Raw genomic sequence first — 17184 nt, 5'->3', positions numbered from 1 at the left:
TCATATAGTAAGGGGCATAGAGTATAATGCTTAGCATTGATAATAAAGGATTTGGACGAAGATGAGCTTTAGTAATGAAAATTTAGTGTGGATTGATCTAGAAATGACCGGATTGGATCCTGAGAAAGAAACCATTATCGAAATTGCCACTGTGGTAACCGATAAAAATCTTAATGTGCTGGCGAAAGGTCCGAATCTTGTTATTCATCAAGAAAAAGCCGTTATGGACGCCATGGATGAGTGGTGTACCCAGCATCATGGTGAGTCAGGATTGACGGCACGCGTTTTGTCATCAGACATCAGTATGGCGCAAGCAGAGTCAGAAACCATTGCGTTTTTAGAGCAATATTTACCCGCTGGCGCGTCGCCAATTTGTGGGAATAGTGTGGGCCAAGACCGTCGCTTTTTATACCAGTATATGCCGAAGCTGGAAGCGTTTTTCCATTATCGATATATTGATGTGAGTACGATTAAAGAGTTGGCAAGACGCTGGAAGCCAGAGGCGTTAGAAGGGTTTACTAAGAAAGGGGCGCATTTGGCGCTGGATGATATTATGGAGTCCATTGGTGAGTTGCAGCACTATCGAAAAACCATGTTTGGCCTCGCGTAATCGCTGAGCTTTGCTTTTTGAAAGGCGCGCTTAACCAGCGCGCCTTTTTTATAGAATGGCGGATAGGCCATCGTAAGTAAGTTTGAGCCCCGTTAAAAATAAAAACACAAAGATGCACTTAAAAAACACGTCAGAAGACAGTTTGTAGTGTAGCCAGGCGCCCAATTGAACACCCAGATAGGCCAGTGGAGCGAAGCTTAGAGACAGTAACACTGTGTGAGTATTAAATTCTCCGAGCAAGGTGTATGGGATCAGTTTTACGTAGTTGATGGTGGCGAAAATAACCGCGGCGGTGGCCACATAGCGTGTTTTATCGAGCTTTGCTCTTAACAGGTAAACGCTCATTGGTGCGCCACCGGCATGGGCAATAAAACTGGTGAAACCACCGAGTGTGCACCAGGCGTTTGCCGCGATAAAGCTGAGCGGGTTAAGGGTGCGTTTTCGTTTTTCGGTTGGCCATGAGTTAATGGAAAAGCCAATGGCAATGAGCCCGACTAACGTCTTTAGCCAGTCTTCAGAAAACCAATTGGCTGTTAAACCGCCAATAATCACGCCTATAATGGCCGGTGGAATGCATTTTTTAAGTTGTGCTGTGTCCCATTTTTTCCAGAACTTTTGCACGGTAAAAAGATCCATAAGACATAATATAGGAAGCATGATGGCGGCTGCGTGCATGGGGGAGGTTGTTAGTGAGATCAGTGGGACGGCGAGAATGCCAAATGCCCCTGAAAAGCCGCCTTTAGAAATGCCAGTTAGTACAACCGCAATCGCAATAAGTGAAATAAGTAGCCAATCCATAGATAACCTTAGCGTGTATTTATAGGTGATGAAGATGATCAAACATATTGGAAGCTTTGTTGCTCAGCCAGTGTTCACCGTGGCGGCCATCAGGCAAATAGAAAAGCGTCTGTTTGCGGCTGAGAGGGACCCTTTTGCTGTGATGCAGCGTGCAGCCCAAATGCTGTTTAAGCATATTGCCATAAATTGGCCCGATTCCCAGCACTTTGTCATTGTGGTTGGTGGTGGCAATAATGGCGGCGATGGTCTTCTATTGGCGCGCTTATTAAAACAAGCTGAGTTGAATGTATTGGTTTTGGATTGTGCAAAAACCGAACGACGGGGTGATGCACTAAAAGCGTTTGATTTGGCGCTTGCGGATGGTGTGGACATCGAACCATTTGACGCTCTGCGTGAATGCGTTGGGTCTGTGGTGGTTGATGGTGTGCTGGGCATTGGTGCGCGTTTACCGCTTGACGATGCTTTGTGTTCGGTTGTTGATTGGATTAATCGTGCGAAGCGAGCAGGTGCCTCGGTAATGGCCATTGATTTACCCACGGGGGTGGATGCCGATACAGGTTATGCGCAAGCGTACGTGGCGGCGGATATTACCCTGTCCATGGTGCAGCCTAAAATTGGTCATGTCTTAGGGTTGGGAAGCATTGCCTCGGGGCGCTTGGTTAATGAGAATTTAGGGTCGAATGCCTTGTTGTCCGCCATGTCAGAAGGGGATCGTTCGTCTCTTGCTGTTGCCTCTTTTTCCGAGCAAATCGATTGGTTTGATGTGGCCCAGTTAGCTAAGCATAAGCCTTGTCCGCGTTTTGCCGACAGCCATAAAGGGCGCTATGGTCATGTAGCTGTGTTTGGCGGCGATCATGGTTACGGTGGGGCAGCGATTATGGCCAGTGAAGCGGCGGCGAAATCGGGCGCTGGTACGGTTGCTTTGATGACTCGTGGTGAACATGTAGCGGCTTCTCTGGTTAGAAACCCTAATGTCATGGCGTTCGACCTTGCCCATGAGCGAGCAATGTCATTGGGTATTCGAAAAGACACTGTGGTGGTGCTTGGGCCAGGTTTGGGTCGAGAGGAATGGGGGGAGGCGTTATTTCAGCGTGTGATGGCGTTGTCCCTGCCGTTGGTTTTGGACGCGGATGGGTTGTTTTGGTTGGCGCAATTGAGTGATGTAAGCTTGCCCGAGGGGTCTGTTATTACCCCCCATTTGGGTGAGGCTGCTCGGCTATTAGGTTGGCGTATCGATGCCATTAACCGTTCTCCTATTGAGGCGAGTGTGGCGTTGGCGAAGCAATACGCTTGTGTGGTGGTGTTAAAAGGCCTAGCGTCTGTGATAGCAAATCCCCAAGGGCAGGTTTATATTGCGGGAAAATCTGAGCCAGTGCTGTCCAAGGGCGGATCTGGTGATGTACTGAGCGGTATGCTGGGTGCGACACTTGCGTATTATAAAACGCCTTTAGAGGCTGCTTTAATGGCGGTTTCTTGGCACAATTATGCCGCCGGCGAAATGGCTGGAAAGAGAGGGGTTCATCGTGCTCAGCCCTATGATGTATTAGAGTATTTGGATTGAATTATCAGACACTATTGAGGAATAACGAGTTAATGCAGGTTGAAAAAGAAATTTACGGCGAAGAAGCGATGGAAGCATTTGGTGCGAGCTTAGCGCAAGCCTTTGAAAAAGGGGCGGTTGTATACCTTGAAGGTGACTTGGGAATGGGTAAAACCACCATGGTTCGAGGTGTGTTGCGTGGTTTAGGGTACGAAGGGCCTGTCAAAAGTCCAACCTATACGATCGTTGAGCCTTATGAGTTTACCGGGCTTGAGGTGTTTCACTTTGACTTGTATCGAGTGGGGGATGCTGAAGAGTTAGAGTACATGGGCATTAGAGACTATTTTTCTGATCAAGGTTTGTGCCTGATTGAATGGGCCGAAATGGGCCAAGGTGTCTTGCCTGACGCGGATGTGGTTGTGTCTATTGAGCGCATTGCGCAAGGTCGTAAGGTGTTAGTGGAGGCGGGGACAAAGAGAGGACAGTTGGCGCTCAGTGGTTTGGCTAACGCGTTAAATTGATTGCCCCGTTAATGTCTTTCTTCTGACTAAGATTGAGATCCACTTAGTCAGCAGTTATAGTGTGTCACATATACTAGCTAGCTGTCTGATATGCATAATAAATTTCGCACTTACCTGTTTGTTTTCTGCCATTTTTTTTTGTTGTTGGTGTCTTTTGATGTATCGGCGGCAGAAATTCGTGATATTAGAGTAGGGCAACAAGCCGGTGTTACCCGTTTGGTTTTTGAGTTGTCTGCTGCGTCGGAGCATCGGATGTTTCCGTTGTCTAACCCCGACCGCGTGGTGTTGGATATTAGTAAGGTTCAATTGAGTGAAAAGGTCGTTAACAATTTATCGGCCTTATCCTCTGGGGTGCTGATGCGAGTGCGCTACGCGCGTCGTAACGATGGGGTTCGTTTTGTATTGGACTTGTCACAGCAAGTTCGAGCGAAAAGCACCGTATTAGCGGCCAGTGGTGGTTATGGTCCACGCATTTTAGTGGAGCTTAGTTATGGCAAAAAGCAAGTTGCCAAAACGGTTAAAAGCTTGGCGAGCATTGAGAGCGCTAAACGCGATATTGTTATCGCCATCGACCCAGGGCATGGGGGGAAAGACCCAGGTGCTCTTGGTAAATATCGAGTGCGTGAGAAAGACATTGTGTTGTCTATTGCGAAAGAACTGGCCAGGCGAATCAACAAGGTGGATGGTTTTAAGGCGGTATTGACGCGCTCCACGGATGTTTTTTTGAAGTTGCGTGACCGCTCTAAAGTGGCGCGTGAGGCGAATGCAGATTTAATGGTTTCTATCCATGCGGACTCTTTTACTCGGGCGAGCGCGCACGGTGCTTCGGTGTGGGCGCTGTCATTAAGTGGTAAGTCCTCTGAAATGGGGCGATGGTTAGCGCAACAAGAAAACTCAGCCGACCTTGTGGGCGGCATATCGCTGGATGATAAGGATCAGTTGTTGGCAGAAGTACTGTTGGATATGTCGATGAACTCCACCATTCAAATGAGTTTGAATGTGGGGAATAGTGTTCTGAATGATTTAAAAGGCGTGGCTCGACTTCATAAAAGCTCGGTTCAGCAAGCGGGTTTTGTGGTGTTAAAATCCCCAGACATTCCTTCTATCTTGATTGAAACCGGTTTTGTTTCGAATGGCACCGAGGCTAAAAATTTATCCAGCAAAACTTACCGTTATAAACTGGCGTCGGCTATTTCGAGCGGCATTGTTGGGTATTTTACAAAAAACGCACCAAAAGGAAGCTTGGTGGCATGGAAGCAGCAGCGTCATGCTGGTTACGCTTACACTGTGGCCAAGGGAGACACGCTTTCTCAAATTGCGCGACGTAATAATGTTTCTCTGAGTGCGTTAAGAAGTGCGAATTCGCTTAAAAACGATGTAATTTGGATTGGCCAGAAACTTCTTATTCCCGCAAGTTAATCTTTACTGGCTTCTGCCTTTTGGCAGGGGCCTTTTCTCAATAAAAGGCAGTTCATGCAAAGAATTAATCTTTTATCCCCTCGTTTAGCAAACCAAATTGCCGCTGGTGAAGTGGTTGAGCGTCCTGCCTCTGTGGTGAAGGAGTTGCTTGAAAACAGTTTGGATGCCGGAGCGACCCAGCTTGATATCGATGTTGAGCAGGGCGGCGTGAGGCGTATCAAAATTCGTGATAACGGCGTGGGTATATTGAAGGACGATTTGTCGTTGGCGTTGAGTCGTCATGCGACCAGTAAAATCATTACGCTCGATGATTTGGAAGCCGTACGAACGCTGGGTTTTCGTGGTGAGGCGTTGGCGAGTATCAGTTCTGTGTCGCGTTTGCATTTGACCTCACAGGCAGAAGGCGAAGTTGAGGCTTGGCGGGTGGAAACCGAAGGTAAGGATATGAGCACCTCTGTGCGCCCTGCCTCTCACCCGAAAGGCACGACGATAGATGTGCGCGATTTGTTTTTTAATACCCCAGCGCGTCGCAAGTTTTTGCGCACGGAAAAAACCGAATTCAACCATCTTGAAGAGGTGGTGAAACGACTGGCATTGAGTCGCTACGATACCGGCTTTCGATTAAGCCATAACGGTAAGCAAATTTACGACCTGCGCCCGGTGACCGATCAGTTGCATGCTGAGCACAGATTGGCCAGTTTGTTGGGTAAAAAATTCATTGAAAATGCACTGACCATTGATGTGGAAGCCGCCGGCTTGCGTTTGTGGGGGTGGATTGGTTTGCCGACTTTTTCTCGCTCTCAAGCCGACCTTCAGTATTTCTTTGTTAATGGTCGTGTGGTCAAGGATAAGCTGGTGGCGCATGCGGTAAGGCAGGCGTATCGAGATGTTTTGTACAACGGTCGACACCCTACGTTTGTGTTGTATTTGGAATTAGACCCTGCAACGGTGGATGTCAATGTGCACCCAACAAAGCATGAAGTACGCTTTCGTGATGGCCGTTTGGTGCATGACTTTTTGTTCAGTCGTATTCATAAGGCGATTGCGGATGTGCGACCTGAGTCCGAAACTGAAGGGGCGAGTGAGGGTGGTCTGAGTGTTTCTCAGGGTGTCGCGCAACCAGAAGCGGCGATTACCGAACAATCCGCGTTGCCTCTGGCGAATCGCCCGGTGAACAGTACCGATTGGATGCGCGCGCCTCAGTCTCGTGTGGCAGTGGATCAGGTGGCGGGCCAACTCGAAGGCATGCGAAGCTTGTCTGGTTATGCGAATGACTATGCGTCATCTGGCGGTTATGCGCCGGCGGCTGGTAATGAGCAGGTTGACCCTTTGACCGGTGAGATTCGGCAAACCCCAGCGCCATCATTGAATGTGGCGACAGGTTTTGCTGGCAGTGTACAAGAAGAATACCAAACGGTTCCTCCTTTGGGTTTTGCGGTTGCTCAGTTGCACGGTGTTTATATTTTATCGGAAAGTGAAAATGGTTTGATTCTGGTGGATATGCACGCAGCGCACGAGCGCATTGTGTATGAGCGAATGAAGACCTCGTTCTATGAAAAAAGCATCGCCACTCAGCCGTTATTAGTGCCTATCAATGTGTCTGTGTCGCAAAGCGAGGCGGATCTGGTAGAGGAAAATGGCGAGGTATTCTCTGCGTTTGGCTTTAGGGTTGAGCGCACCGGTCTAGAAAGTGTCATGGTGCGCGAAGTGCCGATTATTCTTATTAAAGCGGATACTGAAGCCTTGGTGCGTGATGTGATCAGCGATCTGTCTGCAAATGGGGTGTCTGACCTGTTAGAGGCTAGGGCGAATGAGTTGATGGCGACCATGTCTTGTCATGGTGCGGTGCGTGCCAATCGTAAATTGACGATTGCTGAAATGAACAGCTTGCTGCGCGACATGGAAATTACCGAGCGAAGCGGTCAGTGCAATCACGGTCGCCCGACTTGGACTCAGATGACAATGTCTGATCTTGATAAACTATTTTTGCGAGGGCGCTAGTATGGCAAAGCCAAGTGTTGTGTGTTTAATGGGGCCAACGGCGTCTGGTAAAACTGGGTTGGCGGTTGAGCTGGCGCAAAATCATGGTTATGAAATTATCAGTGTTGATTCTGCTTTGGTGTACAAGGGGATGGATATTGGGACGGCTAAGCCGGACGCCAGCACATTGGCGAAAGCTCCCCATCGGCTTATTGATATCATTGACCCTTTGGAATCGTATTCGGCGGCGGACTTTGTTGAGGATGCGGTGACGCAATCTCAGGAGATTATCGCGGCGGGTAAAACGCCTTTGTTGGTTGGCGGAACCATGATGTACTTTAACGCCTTGCAAAAAGGGTTGGCGCCACTACCAAGTGCGGATGACAAAATCAGAGCGGATCTTGAGCAAGAGGCGATGGAGAAAGGCTGGCCTGCGCTGCATGAGGAGTTGGCGCGAGTGGATCCTGAGTCGGCTTTGCGAATTCACCCGAATGACCCTCAGCGTTTGCAAAGAGCGTTAGAGGTGTATCGAGTATCGGGCCGATCAATGACGCAATGGTGGTCTGAGCAGACACCTGTTTCATTGCCGTTTGAGATGGTGAATTTGGCGGTCATGCCAAAAGAAAGAAGCGTGCTTCATGCACGAATCGAGCAGCGCTTTTACGACATGATGGATCAAGGCTTTTTGCAAGAAGTGGAATCCTTGTATGGGCGTGGTGATTTGTCTATTGACCTTCCTTCTATGCGCTGTGTTGGTTACCGTCAGCTATGGCACTATTTAAATGGTGACGATTTGCTTGAAGATGCTATCTTTAAGGGAGTGGTTGCTACTCGCCAGCTAGCGAAAAGGCAGCTAACTTGGCTGCGAGGCTGGGAGGATTTGATGATTTTCGACAGTTTGGCAAAAGATCTTATTCCTCAGGCCTTGAATTACATAGAAAGCAGGATTATATAGGGGAAATACAGAAAGATTTCGTGTACTATCTACCGTATTGTTTTACTAAGATTAATTTTATTTTTTGCGCTTGCTAAAGGAGATTCCAATGTCGAAAGGGCAATCATTACAAGACCCTTATCTAAATGTTTTACGTAAAGAGAGAGTGCCTGTTTCTATCTTTCTTGTAAACGGTATTAAACTTCAAGGCCAAATCGAATCCTTTGATCAGTTTGTGATTCTTTTGAAAAACACCGTTAGTCAAATGGTATACAAGCATGCCATTTCTACTGTTGTGCCTTCTCGTACTATACGCGTCCCTTCTCCTGATCAGCCGGAAGACGCTACTGAATAGTTTGCTGTTAACAGGGCAAACTGAGGAATATTAATTTGTTTTTTGAACGCCCCGATAGTGGTGATATTGCAGTATTGGTTCATATGGATTTTCACGATCAGCGTGTGTCCTATGGACCGGAAGAATTTGTTGAGCTTTCCATCTCAGCGGGTGCGGATCCGATAGCGGTTGTTACCGGATCTCGTCTGCGACCTGATTCCAAATATTTTGTCGGTACCGGCAAATTAGATGAAATCAAAGGTATTGTTGATCGAGAAGGGGCAGAAGTCGTCCTTTTTGATCACTCCTTATCTCCTTCCCAAGAACGAAATCTAGAAAATTTCTTAAATTGTCGTGTGCTTGATCGCACAGGATTGATTTTGGATATTTTTGGCCAGCGTGCGCGATCCCATGAAGGTAAGTTACAAGTGGAATTGGCCCAGCTTCAGCATATGTCGACAAGACTGGTGAAAGGTTGGACTCACTTGGAACGCCAGAAAGGTGGTATCGGTGTACGAGGCGGCCCAGGTGAAACCCAGCTTGAAACAGACCGTCGGTTGTTGCGTGAGCGTATCAAGTCCATTCAAAAACGTTTGGATAAGGTAAATTCTCAGCGTGATCAAAACCGTCGAGCGCGTTCTCGTTCTGCGGTGCCGACTGTGTCTTTGGTGGGTTACACCAACGCGGGCAAGTCTACTTTGTTTAATCGTGCTACCGGCGCGGATGTGTATGCCGCTGACCAATTGTTTGCAACCTTGGATCCGACGTTACGACGCTTGGACCTAGAGCAAATTGGTTCTGTGGTGTTGGCCGATACAGTTGGTTTCATTCGACAGTTGCCGCACCGCTTGGTAAAAGCGTTTCAGGCGACATTGAAAGAATCTTCTGAGGCGGATCTGTTGCTTCACATTGTGGATGCGGCGGATATATCACGAGATGAAAACATCGCGGAAGTGGAAAGTGTACTGAAAGAAATTGGCGCTGATGAAGTGCCGACGTTAAGAGTGTTTAATAAAATTGATATGTTGCCAGGCTCAGAAGCTCGAATAGATCGAGATGCGGATGGCAAACCTGTTCGGGTGTGGGTGTCAGCTCGCGATGGATTGGGTATTGAATTATTACAGCAAGCGATTGCGGAACTTTTGGCGGAAGATGTACTCAATGAAACGCTGGTATTACCAAATGAATATGGCCGCTTAAGGGCTATGTTGTTTGAGCAAGGAGCGGTTCGCTCCGAACGCTATGATGAATTTGGGCAATCTGTGTTAGAAGTTAGGTTGCCAAAAAAGGACTATTTACAAATACTAGCGCGTGCTGGAATGTCTGAAGATCAGATTGAAGCTGCATAACTCAAGATTTGATTATCATTAAAATAAAGTGGAGATGTAGTATGGCCTGGAATGAACCGGGTAATAACGACAAGGACCCATGGAATCCGGATAAAAACCGTACAGATGGGGATCGCCCAAACGACGGTCGTGAGAAGGATTCCAATAGTAATGACCCATGGGGTCGTCAAGCAGGCAGTGGCAATGATCAAAGTCCGCCTGATCTTGACGAAGCTTTTAGAAAGCTTATGGGGATGCTAGGCGTCAAGAAAGGCCGTAAAGGCGGTTCTGGCGGTGGTGGTGATTCTGGTTTTTCTGGAAAATTTGGTAGTGGCTTAGTTGCCATCGTGTTGATCGCTTTGCTTGGTTTATGGGCAGCGTCAGGCGTATACCAGGTGGATCAGCAAGAGCGTGGTGTTGTTCTAAGATTGGGTAAGTACTACGAAACAGTAATGCCTGGTCTACATTGGAATGCGCCATTAATAGATTCTGTTAGTAAGGTGAACGTGACAAAAGTACGTTCTCATGATCATAAAGCGCTGATGTTAACGGTTGATGACAACATTGTTGATGTAAGTGTTTCTGTGCAGTACTCAGTAGAAAATCCAAAAGATTTCCTTTTGAATGTGCGTGATCCTGAAGAGTCTCTTGCTCAAGCAACAGAAAGTGCTTTGCGCCATGTTGTTGGTAGTTCTGAAATGGATCAGATTTTGACGGAAGGTCGTGAGTTGCTTGCGTCTGAAGTTAAGGTGCGTCTACAGGATTACAATAATGCTTACGGTACCGGTTTATTGATCTCTAAAGTTAACGTTGAAAACACGCAAGCGCCAACGCAAGTGCAAGAAGCGTTTGATGATGTTATTAAAGCGAAAGAAGATGAATTGCGTGTTCGTAATGAGGCTGAGTCGTACGCTAATGGTGTGATTCCTGAAGCGCGTGGTAAAGCACAGCGAATTCGTGAAGAAGCCGAAGCTTATCGCTCTGAAATAGTGGCGCGTGCGAGTGGTCAGGCCGATCGTTTTGATCGCCTCTACCGTGAGTATGTGAAAGCACCAGATGTGACGCGTCGTCGTCTCTATATCGAAACAATGGAATCTGTTTATAAAGATACCAACAAAGTCGTTGTGGATACAAAAGACGGTAACAATATGATGTACCTGCCTCTAGACCAGTTGATGAAAAATCAAGCTTCAGGAAGCAAGGTAGACGTTAAGTCTCTTGATTCTGGCAGTATTGGCACGATAACGGATCAAGTAATTGATGAGATTCGTAAGCGCCAAGGTACGACGGTAAATAGACAGGGGAGAAACTAATGAAAGGACTTTCTTTTTCAATTCTATTTGCTGCATTGATTGCTATTTTGGTTGCGTCTCAGACTTTGTATGTCGTGAAAGAGACTCAGCGCGCTGTCGTGCTTAAATTTGGTGAGATTGTTGAAGCGGATGTTCAGCCGGGTCTTCATTTTAAGATCCCTGTTGTAAATGATGTGAAGAAATTTGATTCACGTATTTTGACAATGGATTCTCGTCCACAGCGATATTTAACACTTGAGAAGAAAGCGGTCATCGTTGATTCTTATGTTAAATGGAAGATTGAATCGGTTGCTAAGTTTTATCAGGCGACTTCAGGTGATGAATTTGTGGCTAACCGAGTGCTTTCTTCTCGAGTAGATACAGGTTTGCGTAACCAGTTTGGTGAGCGCACCATGAATGAAGTGGTTTCTGGTCAGCGTGATCAGTTGATGACAGAGCTTCGCGATAATTTGGATAAAGTGGCTCAGTCTGAGTTGGGTATCAAAATTGTTGATATTCGAGTTAAGCGAATCGAGTTACCGCCAGATGTGAGTGAGTCTGTTTACCAGCGTATGAGAACGGAACGTGAGCGTGAAGCACGCGAGCACAGATCGAAAGGTCTTGAGTTGGCGGAAGGTATCCGAGCGGATGCAGATCGTCAGCGTGTGGTTCTTGAAGCGGAAGCTCAACGTGATGCGGAAATGATTCGCGGTGACGGTGATGCGCAAGCGGCTGCTATTTATTCTAAAGTCTACAAGCAAGATCCAGAGTTCTACGATTTCTATCGTAGTCTTCAGGCTTACCGAGATAGTTTCTCTGGTAAGAAGGATTTGTTCGTGCTTAAACCTGATAGCGAGTTCTTTAAGTATTTGAATAGTTCTACTCCTTCTAAGTAAGGATGAATTATTCAGCAATATTGGATCGTGAAGCCTATTTGTTGAAATAGGAAACATGGTACTATTACACAAACCGGGTCCTGCCCGGTTTTTTAATGGTCAAAATAAAGAGAGTCTATGCAGGAATTGTTGCAGTCGCTGCTTATTGGCGTCAGCCTGTTATTGATCGCCGAGGGAATTTTGCCGTTTTTAGCTCCTCAGTTATGGAGACGAATCATGGTGAAAGCACTCGCGAGTTCCGATGTGAATTTGCGTATTCTGGGTGTGGTTAGTATGTTTCTTGGATTAATGCTCCTTTTACTGACTCGAAGCTAAGAGGATATAGTTTAATGACATTAGCAGACCGTTGGTTGCTTCCTGAAGGTGTGGATGAGGCGTTGCCTGAACAGGCCGCTAAAATAGAACATCTTCGAAGAACCCTGCTGAATCTCCATGAAAGTTGGGGTTATCATCTTGTAATCCCACCTCTCTTAGAATACCTAGACTCCCTCCTTATCGGTGCAGGCTCAGACCTAGAAATCGAAACATTTAAGGTGATTGACCAATTATCTGGTCGTCTTATGGGCGTGCGTGCAGATTTTACCTCGCAGGTTTCTCGAATCGATGCGCATTGTCTTAAAGGTGAAGGTGTTCAGCGTTTGAGTTATTGCGGTAGTGTGTTGCGCACTATGCCAGCAGGCTTGGATGGTACTCGTAGCCCAATACAGCTGGGTGCAGAATTATATGGTCACGGTGGATTAGAGAGCGATATCGAAGTCTTGTCTTTGATGTTGGAAACGCTTTTTTCTGCGGGACTATCAAATCTAGTGTTAGACCTTAGTCACGTTAATATCGTGCGAGGTGTGTTGGCCGCTTGTGACTTGACCGATGATCAAGAAAGTAAGCTGCTTGAACTTTATAATGCTAAAGATCTTCCTGAGCTTGATGCTTTTGTGAAACATTTAGACGTGGCTCAAGAACAGTCTGAGTGGTTGGTGCTTTTGCCTCGCCTGTGTGGCGGTGTTGAAGTGTTGAAAACCGCTGTTCAAGGGTTAGGCGGTATCAGTCAGTCGATTGATGGTGCGCTGGCGTTGCTAACGAATGTGAGCACCGTCGTTGCTCGCCGCTATCCTAGTATAGGATTGCATTTTGATTTGAGCGATTTGGTGTCTTATAGCTACCACACCGGATTGCTTTTTGCGGCTTACGTTCCAGGGCATGGTAACGCCATTGCTCGAGGTGGTCGCTATAACAATATTGGACAAGTTTTTGGTCGTTCTCGACCAGCAACTGGCTTTAGTACTGATGTTAAAGCCTTGGTGGCACTGGCCAATATTGACGTTGTGGCGCCAAAAACTGTGTTGTCTCCTGTCTGCGAAAGTGATGATTTGTGGTTGAAAGTGAATGCATTGCGAGCTCAGGGATATCGAGTGATTGAGGCGTTGGACGATGGTTGTGTAGACGCCATAGATTTTACGTTAGTGTTTGTTGATGATGCTTGGCAGCTTGTGTCGGCCGAACAATAGATTTTCTTTAAGAACTATCAAGATGAGACCTGATATTATGGGTAAAAATATCGTTATTCTAGGCACCCAATGGGGTGATGAAGGCAAGGGTAAAGTAGTTGATCTACTTACTGAAGATGTTGCAGCGGTAGTGCGATTTCAAGGTGGCCACAATGCGGGTCATACCTTGGTTATTGATGGCAAAAAAACAGTTCTGCATTTGATTCCTTCTGGTATTTTGCGTGAAGGTGTTCAGTGCATCATTGGTAATGGTGTTGTGCTGTCTCCTGCTGCGTTGAAGAAAGAAGTGCTTGATCTTCAAGAACAGGGTGTGCCTGCGGTTGATCGTTTGAAAGTGAGTGCGGCTTGTCCGTTGATCCTTTCTTACCATATCGCAATGGACCAAGCTCGCGAGCTTGCAAAAGGCGAGAAAAAAATTGGTACAACGGGTCGTGGTATCGGGCCTGCGTACGAAGATAAAGTAGCGCGCCGTGCGATTCGTGTTGGTGATTTGCTGGATCCTGAGCGTTTTGCTTGTAAGCTGAAAGAAGTGCTTGAGTACTATAACTTCATTTTGACAAGCTACCATAAAGTTGAGCCTATCTCTTACGACGAAGTCTACGCGGAAGGTTTGGAAATGGCGGACTTCTTGCGCCCTATGGTTGCGGATACGATTTCCATTTTGCATGACTTGAGAAAGTCTGGCGCCAACATCATGTTTGAAGGTGCGCAAGGTTCATTGTTGGATGTGGATCACGGTACTTACCCTTATGTGACGTCTTCCAATACAACCGCTGGCGGTGCCCCTGCAGGTACTGGCTTCGGTCCTTTGTATCTGGATTATGTTTTGGGTATCACCAAGGCTTACACAACGCGCGTTGGTTCAGGTCCTTTCCCAACTGAATTGTTTGATGAAGATGGCGAGCGCCTTGGTACTCGTGGTCATGAGTTTGGTGCAACAACAGGTCGTTCTCGTCGTTGTGGTTGGTTTGACGCTGTGGCGCTTCGTCACGCAGTACAGATCAACTCAGTATCTGGCATATGCTTAACTAAGCTGGATGTACTAGACGGTTCTAATGTGATCAAGGTATGTGTGTCTTACGCTGACGCCGATGGCAATCCAGTGGTTGGCTCTCTTGTTGATAGTGAAGGCTATGAGCAAGCACGTCCTGTTTATGTTGAACTTCCTGGTTGGAGTGAATCGACAGTGGGTGCGCCAAACTTTGAAGCGCTGCCTAAAAATGCACAAGACTACATTCGCTTCTTAGAAGAGCATGTAGGTGTGCCTGTTGATATTATTTCGACGGGTCCCGATCGCAACGAAACTATTGTTTTGCGTGACCCTTTCAAAAGCTAATTGCTTGTGAAATAGACAAAAAAGCCGCTGATGCGGCTTTTTTTGTTTGCTTTTAGTGAGAAGGAGTCATTTATTAGTATGAATTGTAAATAGAGTGAAAATGGGGGCAGGTCTTTATTTATCCCTAAGGTAATATTTACAATTGATATTACGGACGCACTTGCGTCGTAAGAGAATGAATCTATTTAAAAGAGATAAGGTAATTATGATGAAGTTATTGTTAGCGGATGATGATGCACGTTTGTCTGATTTGATCAAAGAGTACTTTGATGGTGAAGGTTACCAGGTTGCTCACGCATGGAATGGTCGTGAAGCGTTGGAGTTAATGGCAGCTGATATGCCTGATATTGTGATTCTAGATGTCATGATGCCTGAGTTGGATGGGTTTGAAACACTCAAACAGATTCGTAATAAAAGTTCTGTGCCCGTTATTATGTTGACGGCGAAAGGAGACGATATTGATCGTATCCTAGGTTTGGAAATGGGGGCGGATGATTACTTGTCTAAGCCGTTTAACCCACGTGAATTGTTGGCTCGTATTAAAGCCATCTTGCGTCGAGCTAGCCAAGAGAAAGAAGACGATCCAACGGCGGATATCGAGTTGTCGGGTGTGCTTTTGCGTCGTAAAGATCGCAGTGTCTTCTTGGAAGGTGAGTTGGTTGAGCTGACTACGTCTGAATACACCTTGCTTGAGTGTATGTTGATGGCGCCGGGTCAGGTGTTGACTAAGCAAGAATTGTCCGAAAAAGCCTTGGGTCGAAAGTTAACAATGTATGACCGTAGTTTGGATATGCACATCAGTAACTTGCGTAAGAAAATTGGTAATCTGGAGAATGGCGATCCTAGAATCAAAACAGTGCGCGGTGTGGGTTATATTTTTGTAGCAAGTGAACAGGGCGTTTAATAGTTTATGAAGAGTACTTTTTTGCGCGTGTTTCTGGTGGTTCTGCTTTCTAATACTGTGGTCGTAAGTATTGGTTTGGGAATTGTTGAATTTGTCCAGAAACATAACCAGGTGTCTGCTGATTTATTAGGTGATATTGGTGTTCAACTGGTAGCAGGGTACGAAAAATTTGGCTTAGCGGCGTTAAAAGGGGAGGCAGAAAAAGCGGAAAAACGCTTGTCTGGTAATATTTATCTTTACCAAGAAAATGGTCGTCCCTTGCTTAAGCCGCTGCCAAGAAATTTCCGTGAAAACGACACAAGTGGCACGACGGCAGGAAGCGCGTTGAGTAAAGGCGCTAGAGCGGATGGGCGTCCCGCTGCGGATTTCTTACACAGTCAGTTTATCCAGGTTATTGGTGCGAATAACGTCCAATACCTATTAATTTTTAGACCGAACCCTGAGATAGACTCTTTGGCGCCTGGTTTGGTGATTGCATTGTCATTATTGGGCTTGTTGGTCTCTAGTGGGGTGTTGGCTTACTGGCTGCTTGGTCCATTGTTGAAGCTGCAACGTGTGGCTCGGCTATTTGGTCAAGGGGACATGTCGGCGCGGGTAGAGGATAAGCTTGCAAGGCGCAGTGATGCGGTAGGTAAGCTGGCGCAAGAGTTTAATGAAATGGCGGTGCGCATCGATACCTTGCTGTCATCCAAAGAGCGTTTGATGCGCGATGTTTCTCACGAATTGAGAACGCCGCTGGCTCGGATGGAAGTGGCTTTGACGATCGCAGAAGATAAGTTCGCTGTCGAGTCGCAGAAAAGTTACCTTTGCCGAATTCGAACTGAGCTTCATGAGTTGGATGAGTTGATTGGACAGGTGTTGACGCTCAGTCGTCTTGAAGCGGCGGCATTGAGTAAAGAAACGGTGCACTTGCAAGAATGGCTGGATGAAATTGTTGCTGATGTGAGTTTTGAAAGTCAGCTTAAGGGCATTTCGGTTACCAAGTCTGGCACCCTGCCAAAAACCTTATTGGGCGACCCTTTGCAGTTGCGTCATGCGATTGAGAATGTGCTGCGTAATGCGTGTTTCTACGCGGGTGAGGGTGGCATTATCGAGGTGGCCACGGAAGAGAAAGGGGGGAATGCCCTTATCTTTGTACGTGATAATGGCCCTGGTGTGCCTGAGGAAAAACTCGAAAAAATATTCCATGCTTTTTATCGCTCGTCTGAAGCGCGCGAGGCAAATAGCGGTGGTTTTGGTGTGGGCTTAACCATCTCTAAACGTATTATTCACGCTCATAATGGCTGTATCGAGGCGAAAAACCGACCGCAAGGCGGCTTAGAGGTCTGCTTTAAAGTGCCTTTGGTTTAGTGTTTATTTGGCTTTCTTGCAGGGCTTTTGGGGCGCTTGCAAGAAAGTGCTTGTTATTCTGCGGCGAGGTCAGTAATATGCGCGTCGCAAGTTGGCTAGGCAGTCGCCGCCTCGTAAGAGGGGGAGGAAAGTCCGGGCTTCGCAGGGTAAAGTGCCAGGTAACGCCTGGGGGGCGTGAGCCTACGGAAAGTGCAGCAGAAAATAAACCGCCTAAGTAGTTTACTACCGGTAAGGTTGAAATGGTGCGGTAAGAGCGCACCGCGCGACTGGTAACAGTTCGTGGCAAGGTAAACCCCACTTGAAGCAAGACCAAATAGGAACTCATTGGCGTGACCCGCGCTGAGTTCGGGTAGGTTGCTAAAGACGTGCAGTGATGTACGTATTAGATGAATGACTGTTCACGACAGAACCCGGCTTATCGGCCAACTTGCTTTTTT

Annotated in this window: 16 protein-coding genes and 1 other RNA gene; 16 read left to right on the top strand and 1 reads right to left on the bottom strand. The window is 46.9% G+C overall.

What is annotated here, in order from left to right; genetic code table 11:
* Window positions 1-61 precede the first annotated feature (61 nt).
* Window positions 62-610, top strand: coding sequence for an oligoribonuclease (gene orn / locus ACIGBN_RS03790; protein ID WP_133003204.1), 549 nt, complete (start codon window positions 62-64; stop codon window positions 608-610).
* Window positions 611-658: 48 nt separating this feature from the next.
* Here the strand turns inward: orn and ACIGBN_RS03785 are convergent, their stop codons facing one another.
* Window positions 659-1408 carry a sulfite exporter TauE/SafE family protein gene (locus ACIGBN_RS03785; protein ID WP_396663729.1) on the bottom strand — a complete coding sequence of 250 codons (750 nt, stop codon included), beginning with the start codon at window positions 1406-1408 and terminating at the stop codon, window positions 659-661.
* 34 nt (window positions 1409-1442) lie between these two features.
* Here ACIGBN_RS03785 and ACIGBN_RS03780 point away from each other — a divergent pair, with 34 nt between their 5' ends.
* From ACIGBN_RS03780 to rnpB, 15 genes are all read left to right on the top strand, one after another.
* Window positions 1443-2969, top strand: coding sequence for an NAD(P)H-hydrate dehydratase (locus tag ACIGBN_RS03780; protein ID WP_396663727.1), 1527 nt, complete (start codon window positions 1443-1445; stop codon window positions 2967-2969).
* Between the two features lie 32 nt (window positions 2970-3001).
* On the top strand, window positions 3002-3469 hold the full coding sequence (gene tsaE, locus ACIGBN_RS03775; protein WP_396663725.1) for a tRNA (adenosine(37)-N6)-threonylcarbamoyltransferase complex ATPase subunit type 1 TsaE: 468 nt from the start codon (window positions 3002-3004) through the stop codon (window positions 3467-3469).
* Between the two features lie 90 nt (window positions 3470-3559).
* The gene (locus ACIGBN_RS03770; protein ID WP_133003208.1) at window positions 3560-4888 is read left to right on the top strand and encodes an N-acetylmuramoyl-L-alanine amidase; all 1329 of its coding nucleotides are present in this window, start codon (window positions 3560-3562) and stop codon (window positions 4886-4888) included.
* Window positions 4889-4942: 54 nt separating this feature from the next.
* On the top strand, window positions 4943-6889 hold the full coding sequence (gene mutL, locus ACIGBN_RS03765) for a DNA mismatch repair endonuclease MutL (protein WP_396663723.1): 1947 nt from the start codon (window positions 4943-4945) through the stop codon (window positions 6887-6889).
* A 1-nt stretch (window position 6890) separates the two neighbouring features.
* Window positions 6891-7823 carry a tRNA (adenosine(37)-N6)-dimethylallyltransferase MiaA gene (gene miaA, locus ACIGBN_RS03760; protein WP_133003210.1) on the top strand — a complete coding sequence of 311 codons (933 nt, stop codon included), beginning with the start codon at window positions 6891-6893 and terminating at the stop codon, window positions 7821-7823.
* A gap of 88 nt (window positions 7824-7911) precedes the next feature.
* The gene (gene hfq, locus ACIGBN_RS03755; RefSeq protein ID WP_115898762.1) at window positions 7912-8157 is read left to right on the top strand and encodes an RNA chaperone Hfq; all 246 of its coding nucleotides are present in this window, start codon (window positions 7912-7914) and stop codon (window positions 8155-8157) included.
* Between the two features lie 35 nt (window positions 8158-8192).
* The gene (gene hflX, locus ACIGBN_RS03750; RefSeq protein ID WP_133003211.1) at window positions 8193-9485 is read left to right on the top strand and encodes a ribosome rescue GTPase HflX; all 1293 of its coding nucleotides are present in this window, start codon (window positions 8193-8195) and stop codon (window positions 9483-9485) included.
* 41 nt (window positions 9486-9526) lie between these two features.
* Window positions 9527-10777 carry an FtsH protease activity modulator HflK gene (hflK, locus tag ACIGBN_RS03745; RefSeq protein WP_396663720.1) on the top strand — a complete coding sequence of 417 codons (1251 nt, stop codon included), beginning with the start codon at window positions 9527-9529 and terminating at the stop codon, window positions 10775-10777.
* Entirely contained in the window at window positions 10777-11652 is an 876-nt protein-coding gene (gene hflC, locus ACIGBN_RS03740; RefSeq protein WP_133003213.1) for a protease modulator HflC, read from the top strand. Before hflK ends, hflC begins: the two co-directional genes overlap by 1 nt.
* 117 nt (window positions 11653-11769) lie before the next feature.
* Entirely contained in the window at window positions 11770-11967 is a 198-nt protein-coding gene (locus tag ACIGBN_RS03735) for a DUF2065 domain-containing protein (RefSeq protein ID WP_133003214.1), read from the top strand.
* Window positions 11968-11981: 14 nt separating this feature from the next.
* On the top strand, window positions 11982-13157 hold the full coding sequence (locus ACIGBN_RS03730) for an ATP phosphoribosyltransferase regulatory subunit (RefSeq protein ID WP_396663717.1): 1176 nt from the start codon (window positions 11982-11984) through the stop codon (window positions 13155-13157).
* A 37-nt stretch (window positions 13158-13194) separates the two neighbouring features.
* The gene (locus tag ACIGBN_RS03725; protein WP_396664272.1) at window positions 13195-14493 is read left to right on the top strand and encodes an adenylosuccinate synthase; all 1299 of its coding nucleotides are present in this window, start codon (window positions 13195-13197) and stop codon (window positions 14491-14493) included.
* Window positions 14494-14698: 205 nt separating this feature from the next.
* The gene (locus ACIGBN_RS03720; protein WP_133003216.1) at window positions 14699-15397 is read left to right on the top strand and encodes a response regulator transcription factor; all 699 of its coding nucleotides are present in this window, start codon (window positions 14699-14701) and stop codon (window positions 15395-15397) included.
* Between the two features lie 6 nt (window positions 15398-15403).
* A complete protein-coding gene (locus ACIGBN_RS03715) occupies window positions 15404-16747 on the top strand; it encodes an ATP-binding protein (protein ID WP_133003217.1) in 1344 nt (447 codons plus the stop codon).
* A gap of 87 nt (window positions 16748-16834) precedes the next feature.
* An RNA gene (gene rnpB, locus ACIGBN_RS03710) (RNase P RNA component class A) lies at window positions 16835-17181 on the top strand.
* Window positions 17182-17184: the final 3 nt, after the last annotated feature.

The sequence above is a fragment of the Marinomonas sp. NPDC078689 genome (assembly GCF_044542435.1).
Classification (GTDB): Bacteria; Pseudomonadota; Gammaproteobacteria; order Pseudomonadales; family Marinomonadaceae; genus Marinomonas; species Marinomonas arenicola.
The sequence above is the reverse complement of the archived record's forward strand: the minus strand, read 5'-3'. Positions and strand labels throughout refer to the sequence as shown.

What these genes read in the sequence shown, in the direction of transcription:
- orn (WP_133003204.1), top strand. Translation starts at nt 62, where the DNA reads ATGAGCTTTAGTAATGAAAATTTAGTGTGGATTGATCTAGAAATGACC.
- ACIGBN_RS03785 (WP_396663729.1), bottom strand. Translation starts at nt 1,408, where the DNA reads ATGGATTGGCTACTTATTTCACTTATTGCGATTGCGGTTGTACTAACT.
- ACIGBN_RS03780 (WP_396663727.1), top strand. Translation starts at nt 1,443, where the DNA reads ATGATCAAACATATTGGAAGCTTTGTTGCTCAGCCAGTGTTCACCGTG.
- tsaE (WP_396663725.1), top strand. Translation starts at nt 3,002, where the DNA reads ATGCAGGTTGAAAAAGAAATTTACGGCGAAGAAGCGATGGAAGCATTT.
- ACIGBN_RS03770 (WP_133003208.1), top strand. Translation starts at nt 3,560, where the DNA reads ATGCATAATAAATTTCGCACTTACCTGTTTGTTTTCTGCCATTTTTTT.
- mutL (WP_396663723.1), top strand. Translation starts at nt 4,943, where the DNA reads ATGCAAAGAATTAATCTTTTATCCCCTCGTTTAGCAAACCAAATTGCC.
- miaA (WP_133003210.1), top strand. Translation starts at nt 6,891, where the DNA reads ATGGCAAAGCCAAGTGTTGTGTGTTTAATGGGGCCAACGGCGTCTGGT.
- hfq (WP_115898762.1), top strand. Translation starts at nt 7,912, where the DNA reads ATGTCGAAAGGGCAATCATTACAAGACCCTTATCTAAATGTTTTACGT.
- hflK (WP_396663720.1), top strand. Translation starts at nt 9,527, where the DNA reads ATGGCCTGGAATGAACCGGGTAATAACGACAAGGACCCATGGAATCCG.
- hflC (WP_133003213.1), top strand. Translation starts at nt 10,777, where the DNA reads ATGAAAGGACTTTCTTTTTCAATTCTATTTGCTGCATTGATTGCTATT.
- ACIGBN_RS03735 (WP_133003214.1), top strand. Translation starts at nt 11,770, where the DNA reads ATGCAGGAATTGTTGCAGTCGCTGCTTATTGGCGTCAGCCTGTTATTG.
- ACIGBN_RS03730 (WP_396663717.1), top strand. Translation starts at nt 11,982, where the DNA reads ATGACATTAGCAGACCGTTGGTTGCTTCCTGAAGGTGTGGATGAGGCG.
- ACIGBN_RS03725 (WP_396664272.1), top strand. Translation starts at nt 13,195, where the DNA reads ATGGGTAAAAATATCGTTATTCTAGGCACCCAATGGGGTGATGAAGGC.
- ACIGBN_RS03720 (WP_133003216.1), top strand. Translation starts at nt 14,699, where the DNA reads ATGATGAAGTTATTGTTAGCGGATGATGATGCACGTTTGTCTGATTTG.
- ACIGBN_RS03715 (WP_133003217.1), top strand. Translation starts at nt 15,404, where the DNA reads ATGAAGAGTACTTTTTTGCGCGTGTTTCTGGTGGTTCTGCTTTCTAAT.